General features: G+C 35.6%; 13 protein-coding genes and 3 pseudogenes. 6 read left to right on the forward strand and 10 right to left on the reverse strand.

The window, feature by feature from the left end; all coding sequences use genetic code 11:
• Nucleotides 1-272: 272 nt before the first annotated feature.
• Nucleotides 273-1,709, reverse strand: a complete 1,437-nt coding sequence (locus SB658_RS05645; RefSeq protein ID WP_128740388.1) for a flavin monoamine oxidase family protein — start codon at nt 1,707-1,709, stop codon at nt 273-275.
• A 127-nt stretch (nt 1,710-1,836) separates the two neighbouring features.
• On the opposite strand from SB658_RS05645, the gene SB658_RS05650 reads away from it, so the two are divergent.
• From SB658_RS05650 to SB658_RS05665, 4 genes are all read left to right on the forward strand, one after another.
• On the forward strand, nt 1,837-2,394 hold the full coding sequence (locus SB658_RS05650) for an SMI1/KNR4 family protein (protein WP_049141184.1): 558 nt from the start codon (nt 1,837-1,839) through the stop codon (nt 2,392-2,394).
• A gap of 100 nt (nt 2,395-2,494) precedes the next feature.
• Complete coding sequence (locus tag SB658_RS05655) at nt 2,495-4,210, forward strand: T7SS effector LXG polymorphic toxin (protein WP_410601297.1); 1,716 nt, start codon at nt 2,495-2,497, stop codon at nt 4,208-4,210.
• Between the two features lie 8 nt (nt 4,211-4,218).
• Entirely contained in the window at nt 4,219-4,716 is a 498-nt protein-coding gene (locus SB658_RS05660; RefSeq protein WP_124048201.1) for an SMI1/KNR4 family protein, read from the forward strand.
• Nucleotides 4,717-4,905: 189 nt separating this feature from the next.
• Nucleotides 4,906-9,684, forward strand: a complete 4,779-nt coding sequence (locus SB658_RS05665; protein ID WP_144500743.1) for an NACHT domain-containing protein — start codon at nt 4,906-4,908, stop codon at nt 9,682-9,684.
• 332 nt (nt 9,685-10,016) lie between these two features.
• On the opposite strand, the gene SB658_RS05670 is transcribed toward SB658_RS05665, so the two are convergent.
• The gene (locus SB658_RS05670; RefSeq protein ID WP_124048204.1) at nt 10,017-10,352 is read right to left on the reverse strand and encodes a YolC/YozM family protein; all 336 of its coding nucleotides are present in this window, start codon (nt 10,350-10,352) and stop codon (nt 10,017-10,019) included.
• Between the two features lie 129 nt (nt 10,353-10,481).
• Here SB658_RS05670 and SB658_RS05675 point away from each other — a divergent pair.
• Nucleotides 10,482-10,598 (forward strand): annotated as a pseudogene (locus SB658_RS05675) (YolD-like family protein); the annotation flags it as partial.
• A pseudogene (locus tag SB658_RS05680) lies at nt 10,591-11,841 on the forward strand (Y-family DNA polymerase). The pseudogenes SB658_RS05675 and SB658_RS05680, both read left to right, overlap by 8 nt.
• 54 nt (nt 11,842-11,895) lie before the next feature.
• Here the strand turns inward: SB658_RS05680 and phrK are convergent.
• The 8 genes and pseudogenes from phrK to SB658_RS05720 form a co-directional block, all read right to left on the reverse strand.
• On the reverse strand, nt 11,896-12,018 hold the full coding sequence (gene phrK / locus SB658_RS05685; RefSeq protein WP_004399440.1) for a phosphatase RapK inhibitor PhrK: 123 nt from the start codon (nt 12,016-12,018) through the stop codon (nt 11,896-11,898).
• Nucleotides 12,015-13,130: a response regulator aspartate phosphatase RapK gene (gene rapK / locus SB658_RS05690; RefSeq protein ID WP_124048206.1), complete on the reverse strand. Its 1,116-nt coding sequence runs from the start codon at nt 13,128-13,130 to the stop codon at nt 12,015-12,017. Before rapK ends, phrK begins: the two co-directional genes overlap by 4 nt.
• Before the next feature lie 154 nt (nt 13,131-13,284).
• Nucleotides 13,285-13,425, reverse strand: a complete 141-nt coding sequence (locus SB658_RS05695; protein ID WP_250635109.1) for a phage holin — start codon at nt 13,423-13,425, stop codon at nt 13,285-13,287.
• A gap of 718 nt (nt 13,426-14,143) precedes the next feature.
• Nucleotides 14,144-14,518, reverse strand: coding sequence for a YoqO family protein (locus tag SB658_RS05700; protein WP_021481445.1), 375 nt, complete (start codon nt 14,516-14,518; stop codon nt 14,144-14,146).
• Nucleotides 14,519-14,770: 252 nt separating this feature from the next.
• Nucleotides 14,771-15,065 (reverse strand): annotated as a pseudogene (locus SB658_RS05705) (SOS response-associated peptidase family protein); the annotation flags it as partial.
• Between the two features lie 180 nt (nt 15,066-15,245).
• Nucleotides 15,246-15,611, reverse strand: a complete 366-nt coding sequence (locus SB658_RS05710) for a hypothetical protein (RefSeq protein WP_029318057.1) — start codon at nt 15,609-15,611, stop codon at nt 15,246-15,248.
• Between the two features lie 28 nt (nt 15,612-15,639).
• Entirely contained in the window at nt 15,640-16,557 is a 918-nt protein-coding gene (locus SB658_RS05715) for an SAR2788 family putative toxin (protein ID WP_050496043.1), read from the reverse strand.
• A 19-nt stretch (nt 16,558-16,576) separates the two neighbouring features.
• Entirely contained in the window at nt 16,577-17,482 is a 906-nt protein-coding gene (locus SB658_RS05720; protein WP_032725934.1) for a S8 family peptidase, read from the reverse strand.
• Nucleotides 17,483-17,788 lie beyond the last annotated feature (306 nt).

Consider the following 17,788-nt stretch of genomic DNA (forward strand, 5'->3'; position numbering starts at 1 on the left):
AAAGAGAGGACAAGTAAAGGATAAAAAGCAACATTAAGAATCGTTATACAGTGAAAGAAAGTTCCCCCGATGGTTAATTAAAACGTTTTCTATGGTTGGGTATTTATTAATGATTATGGAAGAAAAGGGAGGTCCGCATTCAAAACGTGTATAAAAATAATAAAGAACCGAATGTTGAGACATCCCATATTTGAATTAATCTTTTAAACAAAGGAGTATAAATTCTTCACTTCTTTTTATATCAACCAGTTTTAACAAGATGTGAGCATGATCTAAGGTAAGCGATTGACCTCATAAGCAACACGTATTCCAGATTCAATCGCGCCTTGCATCCACGCATGAGTGAGTGAGGCGTGTTCTCCGGCGAAATGAACTCTGCCCTCAGGGACAGGAATATAGGGATACAGCTCTAATTCTTGTCCTGGTTCGAAAGCTGTAAAACCTCCCGCAGAATACGGGTACTGGCTCCAGCTAAAAGAAGTGCCAGACACAAATTCAGACCACACAATATCACCATAGATTTCAGATAAATTCAGTAAAGTATACTGGATTCGCTCTCCTTCTGAAAGACTGTCCCATATCAGTGCCTCATCAGCCCAAGTATAACTTGCCAGAATGACGGCATGTCCATTTGCTCCAATATTTCTGCTTGGATAATACGAAAAACGAATCGGTAGATCAGTAATAGATTTGCCGCCGCGCTGCCCGGCTTTTTCCCAAAATCGGCTTTTAAACTCTATGCCGATTTTTGTTGCACTGATATAGTTTAGCTCACGGATTGCCCTTCGTTTATAGTACGAGAATGAATGGTATGGTTCGACTTTTACAAATCGCAATGTTGAAAAAGGAATGGTTACAATAGCGAGATCAGCTGTGAATGATGTGAATTCTGCCGTTTGTTGATGCTGACAATGGATCGTAACACGATTTTCCCCCTGAGAAATTTTCATCATTTTTTGATGGTATAGAATGTTTGTTTTTAATTGAGGAAGAAACGCGTGAGGCAGCAGATCCATGCCGCCAGTTATCTCATAGAAGTGAGCGGGCGATGAAAAAAAGATAGATTCCCGCAATACTTCAACAAGGGACATCCCCATATACGCTTCCATATCCAAAAGTACACCAATCATATCGATCGCGCCATATGAAAAATACGTGTTTAAAAAAGAGCTTAACGAATGATTTTTGTATTGTTCTTCGACAATCCGCCAATTTCTCGCTGGATTTTGATTGATAAAATTTAGAATAGGCTGCAGTAAAGAAAGCATCAGCTCTTCAGATGTTTTCCCTTGTTCATTTGGTGCAACTGGGTATCTCAATATTCCAGGAGCTCGTTCAAAAACTTGGAGACGTGTTTTGATTCCATTTGCATAAATGATGTCCATCGGGGTTCTGTTGAGAAATACATTTGTTGGCAATTTGAATTTTTTTATATATTCTAAGGTTAACGAATGGTTATTCGGTATGCGCATCGGGCCAGCGTTAAAATACAAATCATCACTAAAGGGAGCTCTCAAAGTGCAGACACGGCCGCCCGCTCTGCCGCTCGCTTCGAGAATCGTTACTTTGTGACCGGCATTTTTCAGCAATGATGCTGATACAAGCCCGGACAATCCAGCTCCTACAACAAGAATATGCTTTGGATGCTGGGATGCGCTAAGGCCATTTCTAATGATCTTTACCATGTCATCATTCATTAGAGAATTCAATTTTTGGAGGCACCTCTTTTTAGAATTTATTGCATTATATTCGCTGAAAAGAGCACCTATCACGATCTGTTCACATCTTTTGGAATTTGAAAGGTTATTGTTAAAAGGAAATAAAGGGGTGATGTATGTGACTAACTTTGTTCATAAGACGGTAAATGGCTTGAAAAGTCTTTTGGATGAAAAAGGAGCCATTCAATTGTTTTGTTCTGAAGGGGATATCATGGAGTTCCTTGTTACATTTTCACAGGACAAAGCAACCCTGAATGACATTCAAAGCCTTGAAGCTAAACATCAGATTACCCTTCCAGAAGATTATCAGAAGTTCATGACACTGCATAACGGCGCGAAAATTTTTGAGATTCTTTCTGATGGGGAGAATATAGGTGGAGGACTTCAGCTATTTAGCCTTGAAGTGATTGAAGAGGAGTTAAAATATGAGGATTTGTTTGAAGATATCAATGGTATTCCAATTGGCTACTTATTGGAAGAATGCCATTTAATGATTGATAAAGATAAAGTGAACCAAGGTGATCCCAACTATCTCTATATATTTGAAAGTGGTTTAGAATATAATCCATTAAATGTAAACTTTGAAATATTTTTAGACCGGTATATATTGGCCAATGGAGAACCTTTTTGGGATTGGCGCTACTATACCGCAGAAAATTATTATAGAACAAGATAGTGTGTGATGTATAAGACAGTCATTTGGGCTGTCTTTTTCTGTTATTCAAATAGATTACTGTGGTAAAATTTACATAGAGTAGTCTAGGAAGGAGAATGATATGAAGGTATTTGAGGCTGATTCATTACTCTTTGAGGCCGATAAAAGAACCAAAGAGTTTAAGGAACTAAGGTCGCAAATGGTGAAGCTAAGAAAAGCTTTTCAAAACGTAGCTAACCTAGATGACAGTGAATTTTCAGGCAAGGGTGCTGACAACATTAAAGCATTTTATCATGGTCATGTCGGTGTTACCGATCAATGGATTGATTTAATTGACATGAAGATTGCTTTCTTAAGCAGCATGTCTGCAAAACTTGAAGATGCTAAGATGTCTGATGCTTACATAGAAGAATCCTTTTTAGAACACGAGTTGGCTAACGCCTATACAAAATCAAAATCCATTATGTCTAAACAGAAAAAAGCAATGAAAGACATATTAAACGACATCAATGATATTCTTCCCCTTGAAATATTCTCAACAGAAGACTTCAAAGACAAACTTTCTTCTGCAGATGACAAACGTGAAAAAACAATCGATAAGCTAAACAAGCTTGATGAGGATTTAAAAACAGAATACGCTGAAACAGAGCCTAACGAACAGTTCATCCAGCAAGATTTTAAAAAGCTGCAGGAATCAACAGGCAAAGGGAAGAACGCCACTCCGATTCACTATAACGCCAAAGCGTATAGAGAAAGTGACATACATAAGAAAAAAGGCGACATAGAGAAGCATTCTGAAGCTTACTTAAGCGTGAAGAAAGAAGAAGCAAAGGAACGTGAAATCAAGGAATTAAAGAAAAAACTTAATGACGGTGTCTCTGACCCTGATGAATATTTAGAGATTGCTAAGAAAGTAGGGTACGAGAATCTGGAGCCAGCTCAAGTACAGCTTGCAATGCAAATTGAACAAGCGAAGCAACTAGAAGGAGCAGGAGAAATCACTTGGGATATCGTAAAAGGTGTAGGAGTAGGCTTATATGATGTAGGAAAAGACACTGTAACCGGCATATGGGACTTCATCACCGATCCAGGAGAAACACTCTTAGCGCTGGGCAATGCAGTTATTCATCCAGTGAAAACATATGATGCCATTTCAGTAGCCATAGAAGAGTCATATCAAAAGGATATGGTGAATGGAGATGCCTATTCTAGATCAAGATGGGTTACCTATGCTATTGGTTCAGTGGCTGTAGCTGTTGTTGGTACAAAAGGTGCAGGAGCCATTAACAAAGCAGATGCAACGGGGAAGGTCATAAACAAAGCAAGTCAGGCAGGGAAGAAAATAAAAGACGTCAAGATTCCAGATTTGCTGCCTTATAATCCTAAGTACGACTTTGCTATGGCAGGGGGCGTGCCATACAATGTAGTGGATGGAGAAAACTTAAAAAATCAACTAATGATTTTTGCTAAAGGATCAGATAAAGAAGTTAAACCTTTTGATGTCGTTGATTATAGACCAAGTAACAGTCCTTTAGAGAATCACCATGGTGTAATGGATGTATGGGCTAAACATAATGTTCCGAATTATGTGAGCAGAGGTAGTAATACGCCAACAGTAGCTTTAACTAAGGAGCAACACAATGCTACCAAGAAAGTTTATAGAGAATGGCTGTACAAAAAAACAGGGAAAAAAGTTGGCGGTAAAGTAAATTGGAAAGAAGTATCACCTAGGGAAATACAAGAGCTTACTGAGAAGATGTTTGATGCTGCAAATGTTCCTAAAGAAGCGAGACAGCAATATTATAACGCATTTAATCAATACAACTTTAGAAAGTAGGTGCAGACTTGAGCATTGATATGTTAATCAAGAAGATTGCTTCCACACCAGACTGCCGGCTGTTTGAAGCAGATGGTCTCCCAGTAATAGACGAGAAGCATCAACTACCAAAAGATATAGGTGAATTTTATGAACAGTGTGGTGGAGCAGTTTTATATGAAAATGCGGATTATCCAATATACATAGTACGACCAGCTGAGTTTGAATTGGCTAATCCCATTATTGTTGGGGAACTCTGTGAAGAAGACATTTCATCCGAGTGGTATATTGTTTGCACGGATGGAAAAGGAGAATACCTAACAATTGACTTAAACGAAGAACGAAAAGGAAAATGCTATGACAGCTTTTTTGATCGACATGGAATAGTTGGTGAAACACAGGTGATAGCAAATTCATTTACAGATTTAATACAGCGACTGCTTGAGAATAAGGGTAAACATTGGTATTGGTTAAGGGATGATCATATATCACTAGGTGATGCATATGATGGCGTAGAAATTGAATAATCTCTCCACTCATTATAAAGACTGTTTTAGAAGGGAAAAGGTTCTGTCAACCAATAGGCCAAATAGATCTTTTAAGGATACTTTTTTTCACAAGGTCAGGAATAGATAGCATACCAGGATTTGAATTAAAAAGATTGGATTATTACTACGATTCGACGGATCAAGCCAACAAGAAGTTAGGGGTGTATTATGTCAGGGCAAACATCAAGATATGGCTTTCGGTTTCAAGATTTGTATTTACTAGAGCAAATTTTCTTGGATATAGCCAGTCGGAAAAAGGACGAAATTTCTGGTAAGGTCCATAAGGAAAAGAAATTCGGCGTTGAAGCTCAAACGCCAGATACAGGAACAACAGATTGGGATATTCTTGTCATTGATGATGAAAAGCATAAAGTGTTAGAAGTGAAAAGTGGGGCCGTTAATCAAAAAGACCGAGTAAGTTTTTGGCTAAGGATTCGAGAAGAAATATTTCAAACTGATATTAAACCAAATGACATTTCTCCGGGGTTAGTTATAAACTCAGATAAAAAACCAGCTGCCTTGCAGGCTTGGCTGGATTTAAGCAAAAGAACCAGTTTTGATAATAATACCAATTGGAAAATCCCAAATGAAGCTCCAAAACGTGTAGCAACAGAAACGCAATTAATTGATGAGGCTCTATACTGGATTTGTTCAGCTGAAACCATAGGGGAAAGAGTTTTGAGTAGCAAAGTCTCAAAAGATAAGGCTTTAAGTGTACTGCTTCAATTCAAACTTTATCAAGTATCCGGAAAAAATTTGGAACAAAAGGTTGAATCAATAATCGAAAGGCTGACGTTTATCCCAGAACCTTCCGTTCTACGGCACCAGCTTGAAGGATGGATATCCAACTGTGCTACCAGCGAGATACATTCGATTCATCTATTTACTGTTAATCAAATGGTTCATGAAATAAGGTTATTAGAAAAATTTTTAGAACAAGATTCTGATACCCTCCGTCTTGCTAAATTACTAAAGAACGAATATAGCTTAGGATGTTTAAATAATTGGAAAAGTAAATTCTCGGAACAAAATGGTCTACAGTATAAGCCATTAAAAGAAGTACAGTATAGTATCTTTGAAATTGATTGGGATAAACAACAACAGTCGATTGCTCTTTTAGCGGATGCTGGGTATGGAAAGTCACGCACTTTGTATGAGCTACATAAACAATTAAACCGAGCAACTTCAGTCAAATTTGACATAGTAACACTTTTGACTGAAGACGTTGTCGAATATCTAGCAGGAGAGAAAAAATCTGTTCTCTTGAGAGCACTGCTTTTATTAGTAGATTTGGCAGTTCTAAGCGACAAGAGGCTTTTACTTCTTGTCGATGGGTTAGACCAAATTTCAAAACAAAAGCGCTCAATCTTATCTTCCCTGCTACATATAGTAAGTCAACGTCCTGGATTTTTAGGTGTAATCACAAGTCGCAAGGTAGATTGGGAAGAGCAAGGAAAGCTAAAAGAAAATTTACAGACATGGCAAAAAAAATCTTTGGCTAAATGGCCTGAAATTGTTGTGAGGTCTGCTCTGAACCAGTATGGTATTAATCGGAATTTGAGCAAAGGGATTATTGCGCTACTTAGCATTCCCCTTTATCTTGATATTTTCATCCGTGTATTTGCAATTCCAACCAAAAAGGAGAAATATTTGCAAACGAGGCATGGATTATTAAAGGCTTATTGGGAGCATGTTATCCTTAACGACCAAAGTATAAAGAAATGGAAAGTTCTAAAAGAAGCCTGTGATCAAATTTCGGAAAAAAATTATTGGATACCCTCAGAGCAAATAGATGATGACATTTTAGAGTCATTAATATCATCGGGGTTATTCATAAGAGTAAACGCTCGGGCTCGTTATGATTTCCGTCACTCTTTGTTGAGAGACTTCGCCCTATCCCAATGGATTCTTGAAGCGAGTGAAGAAGACCCAGCTGCTATTGATTCCAGTCTAGATGCAATTCGATCCTCTGCTATTATTCGGTTTGGAGCTCAGAGAGCCTTATTAGAAGCTTTGTCTGATGTAGATAATACCGGCTGCAAAATTGAAGATTACGTTTTCCATGCAAATGATCTTGAAAAAAAGGAAATTGCACGGATTCTAGGGGGACTTAATCCTAATCCATCAATGGATATTGTCGCCTGGAATAGGAAACCAGAACCAACCTTCGTAGATTCATTGATCCTCTCAGCACAATATCACTTGAATAGTAACTGGGCTTCTATATTTTCAACTTGGCCAGCTTCAAAAGTTTGGACTGAACAGCAAACGTGGATTGGTGAAACTACTCTAGAAAGGCTCTCTGATTACTTAGAAGTACTAGCAAACCCTCAATTATTTGAAACTAAAGACGCTAATGAAAATAATCATTTAATAGGAAATATTATTTTAGAATGGGCAAGCGCAGCTAAATTTCAATCAGAATTGAGGAAAAACGATTCTTGGCTAATGATGAAAATCATTCCCATTGTTAGTAGATGGTCAGACCTTGAACGAGCCATTGAGTGGCTATTTGAAGAAATACCTAACAGCACATGGCGGACTAGACACGTGGCACTTGAATCCTTAGTGTTACTTGCTGCTAGAGATCAGACCGAAAATCAAGGACATGGCAAGGTTCTGGGCGAAATATATTGCGGGTTTATAGGATTATATCGGAATGGGGATTTGCCCGTTTTAGATAAAACATTAGCCTCTGATAACATGCTACAACACTATGCTGTTGACTGCTCTTTAATCGGTACTCACAATGTTAACACTCTTCCTTTAGTCGACCAAATGCCAAGCATTTTTTTTCCTATTTTGATAGATTTTCTATTAGCTTTGCAACTAACAGAGGCTTCTTATCAAAAAGGCATAGAGGTAAAGATCAAATCAGGGAAAAAGATATTGGATGATAAGATTTCGATGTATTATTGGAATAGATCCTATGAGCATGATATGGAAATTAAACTATACAATGGGCTTCACCAACGTTTAAAAAATTGGTTGGCAACGAAACCTGAAATGTTAATCGACGACCTTATGACATTTTTTTTAGAGTCCCCGCTAGCTAGTTTTCGAACCTTATTATTGCAAATTTTTTTAGAGGAGAAAAATGGAGAGAAACTTCTATCAGTTATAAAAGGAATTATTCTTGACGAACGAATTTATCATGTATTGGAAAGTCACTATTGGGTAGGACGAACTATACAAAGTATATGGAATTTTCTTAACGAAAAAGAACAAGAACAAATCTTTAATATTTTGATTAATGTGTCTGAATCTCCTTACGTAAATGGTTTGTATGTTGCAGGGGTTATTTTATCCTGTATTCCTTTAAGTAATAGCGATGACAAGTTAAAAACTATTCTTAATGATTTTAACGAACAAGGTTACAGTACCAGTCTTAGAGATCCAAGAGAAGAGATTGATAAGAGTATATGGAAGGATATGGATTATGAAATCAACGAACGTTTCATTTTAAAAGCAGTAGGTGAGTGGGAAGAACCAATTGATAAAGGATTAATGGTTAGTTTTTATAAAGTAATGTGTGAGCTTGATAAACCAAATAAGTCTTATGAAGTTGCCACTGTTAATCGTGCTATAATCCTAATTCAAAAAGTGTTGCCCGCTATTTCTGCATCTCTCAATCAGTTACAAAATAATTCGTGGCCGATTAGGCAGATTCAAATATTGTTAAATACTTATCAAAAGTTGCTTCAAACCAAAACCAATAGTGAAGGATTACTGCCTCTCCAAAGAGAGATAATCTACACTATTGCACAAGTTGCTACGAAATTGCTACAGCAAAGCCCTCTGCCAGAGACTCCAGAAGACTTTTACCAGGGTAATAGCATGTTGACTCCTGGGGATTCTTGGACACAAAGCTTATGTTTACTTGATCAGGTAATGACTGAGGATACAGTTCGTAATATGGATGAGCTATTTAATAATGCTTATGCTGAGATAAAAAAAGTATATAGTCAAGCTCTGCCGTTTCAACAATGTCTTTGTATGATTGAGTTTCGGGCATGGCATTGGTTTAGACCCGACAAGCAAAGAATCGAATTATTAAAAAGACTCATTTTAGGAGATAATACAACAGGCATTGCTCTGAGTTGGTGTATCAATCTATTAGACTATTTTCCTGCTTTGGAATTAGATAGAATAATAAGAGTGTTGCTAAGCAGAAAATCAATTCCTTTTATTGGTAAATTCGTGGATCAGCTAGGCCGGTTTACCGGATATCGGGCAATGCCCACGAATGATAAAAATAAGCGGTTATTAATTGGAAAGTTGATTGATGATATTATATATAAACCTTCAGAATTTCCGTTATTAGATGATAAAAAGAATAGAGTCGATTTCTTCAACGGAATGGCGTTCGGTTTGAAAGAGGGCGCCTCTAAGTCTGTTAGCAATAATGAACTTGCATACGAATATGGGAACTGGATGTTTCGTTTTTGGGAAATAATTAAAGACGAGAAATATTACAGGGGTAAAGATTTAATACTATTTTCCATGCATTGGATTGTAAACCCTGACAGTGATGTAGAAATAAATGACATTTCTGTATGGTGGCATTCTATTTATCCACTGTTAAAAAGAGTAGTACTTGAAGGTACACGAAGCGAAGTCCAGACGGTTATCTTTGCTTTAAGTAGAAACGAGATAGAAATGGTTCAGGCATTAGAAGGTATTGAATTAATTGAATTGTTTATTCAGCGTATCCTTGCTACTCCTGACGAAATTAATGTTACAGATCCCCAAAATAATGAATGGTATTCTTGGAGAAAAATTTCCGATTATGCGGCTGAAGTTATTCAATCCATTTCAAAAAGATCAGAATGCAAGAGATTTGAAAGGGAGCAATGCTACGTTCTATTAAGTAAGTTAGCTAATCAGCCAATTAAGTCAGTTGAAGCGGAAAGAATAATCATTCGCTTGCAACGTGACATAGAGTGATGGCACGGTAATATATAGCTAAATTTTTTCTAAGAGATGTGCTTGAGGGACAATAAGGTATAAAAACACTATACCCTTACCTTTTTGTAGCACTAATGTATAGTGAGTTAGTACATTTGAAGAAGTAAACGTACGGAACAAACTATTTTGATACACCATATTACTTATAATAACAAATACCTAAGATATTCTTTAAAAGTGCATTTTGAAGCAGCAGTCTATATTAAGATATTCTTAATAGACATTCCTTAGGTACAATTTAGAACTCTTCTCTCCGGGCTTTAGAAAATAGGTACGAACTAACGCCCAGCTTAATAAAAGTGCTGGGCGTTTTACTTATTAGGGTTATTTGCTTTCAAATACTCTCGATGCTCTTTCTCCAATTTATCAATATCATCTTTGAATATATAAATCTTATATTTTTCCTTTGCTTCTCTTGACAGATTATGTTCTAAATATTCACGGAGCTTTGCTTCACTTTTGGTTTGATCCATGCCAATTGTAATTGCCGGATCTGTTATTCCAATTTGAAAACTAAATAAACCAAATTCATCCCAAGCACTTTCTAAAACTTCTTCAGGTGCTTTTTTGTTTGATTCGATTAAAGTAATACCCGATATAATCAAAACAGGAACTAAAATCAAAAATCCAATTAACCTCTTCTTCATTCACCATCTCACTCTCCCTTGTCGATAAGAATCTCTCCTTTATTAATACTACGTATATCATTATTGACCTTTATATTTTATTACCAACATTTACATCGAACTTTTGTTCTTATTTATATTGAATAAAGAACATTCAGAGTCCATTACATTAATTTTGAACAACACAGGCTTCATGTAAAAGATCAGCATGACAAAACAGAATATATCAACATGAATAACATCATAGGAGTTACATACAATGATTGATTACTCACAATTTCCACGTAAGAATATACTTTGTGTCGATATGAAATCCTTCTATGCTTCTGTATCGGCTGTAACAATGGGACTTAATCCTTTAACATGCTACCTTGCAGTTGTAGGAAATACGGAGAGACAGGGAAGTGTAGTGTGAGCTGCATCTCCTGCACTTAAAAAAGATTTTGGAATCAAAACAGGATCGAGACTATTTGAGATACCTGAAGATCCAAGAATACACATTGTAAATCCACAAATGAAGCTTTTCATCAGAGTTTCAACTGAAATTACAAAGCTGTTTTACAGATTTGTTCCTGAGAAATGTGTCCACACGTATTCAATTGATGAATCTTTTTTAGATGCAGGAAAAGAAGATCCTGAAGAAATGGCCAAAGCAATCCAAAGCAGCATGTGGAGAGAATTTGGTTTGGTGTGCACAGTTGGTATTGGAGACAATATGCTACTCAGTAAGCTTGCACTTGACCTGGAGAGTAAGAAAACAAAGAGTGGCATTGCACGTTGGAGATATGAAGATGTACCAAATAAACTCTGGAAGGTTCGCCCTTTGTCTAAAATGTGGGGGATAGGAGGGAGGATGGAAAGAAACCTAAATCGGATGGGAATATCAACTGTAGGTCAGTTAGCTAAATTTCCTTTAGAGCTGCTTGAAAAGAAGTTCGGAATAATGGGAAACCAGTTGTATTATCATGCTCATGGAATCGATTTATCAGAAATAGGAGCTCCTTTGATGCAAGGGCAGATTAGTTTTGGTAAGAGTCAGATTTTACTGAGGGATTATATAAGGAGAGAAGAGATTAAGGCTGTTCTTTTGGAAATTTGCGAAGAAGTCGCAAGAAGGGCACGTACACACAACAAAGCTGGTCGAACAATCAGCCTGGGTATTGGATACAGTAAGGATGATCTTGGTGGTGGATTTCACCGAGCCAAAACAATAGATCTTCCCACAAATATCACGATGGACATATATAGATGTTGCTTGATGCTGTTTGATAAGTTTTACTCGGGTAAAACAGTAAGAAGTATCTCAGTTACGTTATCAAATATTGAGGATGATGTTAATCAACAGTTGAGTTTATTTGAAGTGGATAATGAAAAGAGAAGGAAACTTGGGTTTGTAATGGATGGGATTAGAAGTAAATACGGATCGAAAGCGATTCTTAGAGCAGTTTCTTATACATCTGCTGGCACTGCGCTTCACAGAGCAGGGCTGACTGGTGGACATAAATCATAAAATAAAAGCCCACTCAAATGTTTGAGTAGGGCTAAATAAATTAATCAACCTTTTTTAACCTCCGACAGGCCTCTCAGCTACCTGGATGTTAGATGGTGAATCTGTACTCAATTGCGTTAAAGCTACTCCACTTAAAATTACAGCTAAAATAGATACGCAAAGCACAAGTTTTTTCATAAGATTCCCTCCACCTGATTCATTTTCTGTTCAGCCCAAATTTTCGCATTGAAAAAGCTGGTTGCTTCTTCAAAAGCACCTATTGATTCAAACCTTTTTGCAGCTATGTAAGACAATTCATCTACACTTTCAAGTTCATTTTGTTGTTTTAAAAACTCAATATTACTAATACAGTTATTGAAATTATTTTTTAATTCCCCACAATAAAGGTTGTATAAGATGCTAATTTTGGCTTCGTATACTTTATTCTCCATTAATATGAGTCTTTCCTGTGCTTTATTGTAAAAATTAATGGCTTTCATTTTTTCGTCAATTTTAAAGAGTTCTTTAATCATCATGAATAAAGAATTTATATAATAAATAGAATTTAACCAAGATTCATTTCCTATTGCTTTTTCAAGAGATTTAATGCATTTATCAGGTTTGTTCCAATCAGAATAAACGATACTGAGGTTGTGATATAATTGAGCTTTCAAAAATTCATCTTTTGTTTCTTTTGCAATATCAATTGCTTCTAAATAATATTTTTCTGCTTCCTCAAATCGTTTCATATCAGCATAGTTTGCAGCTGCAATCATTGTTGATGTAGCTAGTTTGCATTTATAATCAGGGTGTCGCTTATATATTGAAATTGCATTTTTTATATAGTGTTGTGCCACAATGCTTTGTTTAACAAGAGTATATAAGTAAGAGACTTTAGAGTAAAATTCAGCTGCTTCAATTTCATCTGGAATTTCTGCAAGCTTTTTCTCAGCTAATCCATATAAGTTGATTGCTCGATCATAGTTTTTGTTGTATGCCTCATACATTGCTTCAAATAAATAAAAGTTGTATTCTAATTTATCATTTGTTTTTTTAATAAAGTTTTGATTGTCTTCAGTAAAATAGGTGTGTTTTTGTAAAGGTTCTCCTCGTGAGGAATGCAGCAACATTTTATGTCTTTCTTCTAATAGACTGTAATACGCAAGAACTTCTTGATCTTCTTCCATTTCATCAAAAAGTTTCTTTATCTCTGAATAATATTTTATTGATTCATCAACCTTTTGTTTTTTTATAGCAATGTACCAGTCATTCAGTGTAGTAGCGACAACTTCAGAAGCGATCTTACTCATTCAAACCCCTCTTTCTGAAAATTTCAAAAATCTCTCGAAAACAATCATAACATAGTCATTGAAAAAATTGTAAAAGGATGTAAAGTTTTCTGCAATTTTTTTCATTTGAAAAAGCGAAAAAAATACCCTCCTCAATTAAGAGAAGGGCAGGGGGTTATCTCGGTGAATCATAATCCATTGCTTGTTCACTATCATAAATACCTTGAGTCGTTGGATCAACAATGATACCCATTGCAGTTAAAAAAGTTAGAAGTGCATTAAATTTCTCTGTTAAATCGTCACCCAAAACCGACAAATCGTATAGTACACCTCTAACATGCGTATCGTAAAAATTTTTAAAGAACTAAAAAAGTCAGTAAACATAAGGGTTTTGACACTTTAATTAGTGAATAGAGGGCAAACGATCGTAAAACATAAGTGGGAGTAAGGGGAAGGGGGTATTTTAAGCAAATATTGATGAATAAGAAGAGATTTGAAGAGGGAAAAACATTGAAATTATAGGCTTTTACGATAGCGATTACGAAGTGAAAAGGACGATTTTATGCGATATTAGGAAAATGTAAATTTGGGGAGGGTGTGGAAATAGAGGTGCTATGAGCACTTTTGTTCTTGTTTTTGAGTATTTGGATGTTAATATACCCCCTATATATTGGTAGTTAAATCCCTATATAATAGCTCTTATACCTGCATTTCAGTTACATATAATGGTTATGCTCGAAGTTTTTGACCGTTATCGTAACAGGAAAAATTAATACGAACACTTATTATAGCCTTAATAAGCAAAATGCTCTGAGTGAAGTACTACATATATTCAATCTTGTCTTTTTAATGGAAATGGAGCATCCATCGTTTTTTTATTTGGCCATATTTTGATCCCTTAATGATCTCGACTGATTAATCCTTATATGCAATATAAGATTTGGCCAAGTAATTGTTATTACTCAGCGGTAACAGAAGAGAAGGAATTAGGGAAAGCATTTGATTTCATACATAAGAGACCACAAGGCAAAGAGTTAAGACTCTTTACCATGAGGTGTTTTCCTTAACCAATTCGCAATAAGTTTCATTAAATTTACTGCAATAGATACCAAAACAATGATCAAAGCGATCTCAAGTAAGATGATAAGTCCAATATTTAAGTCAAGCCTATCAAAGTAATCACCGCTAAAGGAAATGAGTTGATAAATACCTAGCATTAGAGCTATAAAGATTGCTCCTAAAACAATTAGAGATTTTTTAGAGAAATCCTTAGCATGTTCAAAATTATAAATTATTAGAAATACAAATAGACAAGCCATAGCAATCTCATGAGTCAACGAACCGCTTGCTGAAAATCCTTGCACAATTAAGGAAGCAATTAATCCAATTATTCCGATTATTTTTTTCAAGGTATCACCTTCTTTGTATGATCCTAGGTGCCAGATTACCAATTAAAGGGGAATTTCTCAAGACATTTACTTTAAAGTTAACTTAAAATCGAGATTTTAAACAGATAGGAGGAAATGAATGAATCAAGATATTCAGTTTTTAAAAGAACTTCAGCAAGAGTTGAAATATCAAGACAGCGAGGGTCAAGCTTCACCGCGTTTCTGGACGGTGGGTGACTATGAGTGGGTGGAAGCTCGCGAAGAAAATGCAGAACGGTATTCTGTATACCTGCCAGCGGGTATGATACAACGTTTGCTGACAAGTGGCTTTCGAAAGCTTGGTTTCTCGGCCAGTGTCGGCACGAGCATTAATCATATTGTAGCCGATCTTTTCATCTTTAGCCCAAGGAGGGATAAGACATCATCTAAGCTTGCCCAGACGGTTATTGGATCCATCGTTAATGATTGTCAGGATGTTTTGTGAAGGAGCGACATTATAGTTTGGGTGATATTCACCTTCAGGTAAGAATTGATCTATGTTGAATTGCTTGATGATGTCATTGTACAAGCTTGATACACGAAAAACAAAAAGGAGGGATGTGATGCAGCAAACAGTTGAGGTTAAAGAAGTTGAAGTGTTGGTCAGGGGAATATGGAGAAAGAATAATCAATGATATTAATACTTAAACAGTCTTCTGATAGTCTTTACAATAATAAGAAAGCCCCCATACCGGGGGCTTGAAGCGGCCTAATAACCATTAAATCCCTTGATTTCAAAGTTTTCTGTATCGAGATTTAGGCTATTCAATTGCTTTAACAAAACCTCAAATTTTAAGCAGTCACCGTTTCTTAATTCTTCTGGAATATCTTCAGGATTTGCAATTTTCATTCCATTCTCAATCCACTGTTTTCGGTATAACTGAATTGCAGCGTCAATTAAATAATCTGGAGTTACAATAAAACCTAAGCTTACGTCATGATCTTCACTGTAGCCGTATTCAAAATCGCAACAAGGGCAGATTTCAAATGTTTTTTGATACTCACCATCATTGTTTAATGGGTTTTCACTTAATCCTTTATATCCGCAAATTAAACATGTATATAATTTAGTCATAGCAATCCCTCTTTAATATATATAGTTCCTATTGATTTTTATAATAATTATAACCAGCTTTTTTATTTGGATGTTTTGGCTTAAAGTACGTTATTATAGTATCTTTATTCCCTTGTCGTTCTACAGATAAGAATTCATTGGTCTTCTTATTATACTTATAATAACGATAATTGCCACCAAATTTTTTCTTGCTTCTTTTTTCAAGAACAGTTTTGCTAGTTGCTTTTCCTAAAAAAGTTCGAGCTTTATTTAGATATTGGGATTTCGTAATGTTGCCAAATTCTTTTTTGTGCTTACGGTAGTGGTCGTCTAAATTTTTCATACTAACTTTACGGACAGCTTTTGAAGCAGATGTTTTAGTTCCATACTTTTTGGTTGCTTGTTTAACACTAGTTTTGCCGAATTTTTTAATAGCTTGTTTTATACCTATACGTGCAACCACGATAGCAATCCAAACTAGTGGGTACCAAGATGCATGTACTTCAGCAGTATTTACATTAAACTCTTCCCCAGTTTTCGTATCAGTTACAGTTGCAATGAAATCTCCATCATCATTTATATCTTGTAATTCAACATTAAATTCTCCATTGAAAACTTCTCCAGAATCATCTTCTGCTTCTGCAGAGACAACCATACTACTTGTGTCTAAATCTAGTTCTAACTCACCATCGACAGATAAATCATCTGTTTCAATATTTGTTTGGATTGTTGCTTCATTACCATTTATGTCGCTTTCTAATTCAACATTACTGTCATCAATAGATTCCCCAAATATCTCTTCAGTTTCTGAATCAATTTGGTCACTGTCAATTGCTTCTGTTGGTGTTTCATCAGTATCAATTAATTCTTCTTCATTGATATTTTGATTTGTTGTTGCAGAAACAAACTCTGTTCCTACGCTATAAAATACAAATACTGCGAGTAAAAAGCTAATAAAATATTTCAATTTATTTCTCCTTTTTATTTTATTGTGAGTGGAATTGTATTAAACCATAACCATATTCTTGATCAGGGCCTATTTTTCCTAAATCTTTGGCTGTGCTCTTTAAGCTTTTAATTACATCTTCTCTTTGAAAATGTGGATTTTCAGAAAGAATATTTGCTACAACACCTGTTGCAAAAGCTGTTGCAAATGATGTTCCATTAACGGTTTTTACTTCGCCTTTGGGATTGAAAACAGGAATTTGAACGCCTGGTGCAACAAAGTCAATCTTACCTTTTGCTGCAAATGGATCTCTTTTAAGGTTTTTATCAATAGAGGAAACAGATATAACATTTTTATATTTTGCCGGATAATCCGTTGAAAGACCTAATGTATTGCCAGCAGAAGCGATTACTATTATGTCCTTCTCAATTGCTTTGTTGATAGCATTTCTTAATCCCTTGTCGTCTTTTTGAAAGCCAAAGCTGAGATTGATAATGTCAACATCCTGTTTAATACACCAATTGATACCGTTAATTACATCATTGACTTCACCACCTCCTTTATCATTAAGAACCTTAACATCGAATAATCTCACTTGAGGAGATATTCCTTGAACTGTTTGTTTATTTAAAGGAGCCATAATAACACCCGCTATGGCTGTACCATGGCCTAAAGAATCTTTTGTAGTGGAATTATTTTTTATAGCATCATATGAGGTTATTGAACTATTTTCAAAAATAGACATAGAGCTATTAATTCCACTATCTAATACAGCTACCTTTATAGGACTCTTTGGAGAATAAAGTTTAACTTCTTTACTTGGGAACACAGTACATAATCCCCAGTTTGTTTTGCAGTCATCATTTGACAAGGTAATTAGAGAATACTTACTAGTGCAACCTGTTACGGAGAATAGCACAAGAAAAGTAACAAAAAACTTTTTCATTTAACAACCTCTTTCGTGTTACTTTTTAACTATTTTTCACATAGGTAAATAATACTCAATTTCCATATATAAGTAAAGGTGGAAAGAATAAATTTTGAATATTAAAATATCTAAATATGGAAGGGTTGAATTTACAAGAGAATGCACGTAGTCGTTTAATGTTTATATATTAAGAAAGAAAGCGTACCGGCAACTGGAATTAGGACGCTTTTTTTATTATGGCATCTAAATAAAACAACAATTTTATCTCAATTTAGTAGAGAGTTCCCTAAAATATGCTAAAATACCTTAAGGGTAAAAATTGGA

The organism is Bacillus sp. SIMBA_008, assembly GCF_046535495.1.
GTDB classification, from domain to species: Bacteria; Bacillota; Bacilli; order Bacillales; family Bacillaceae; genus Bacillus; species Bacillus subtilis.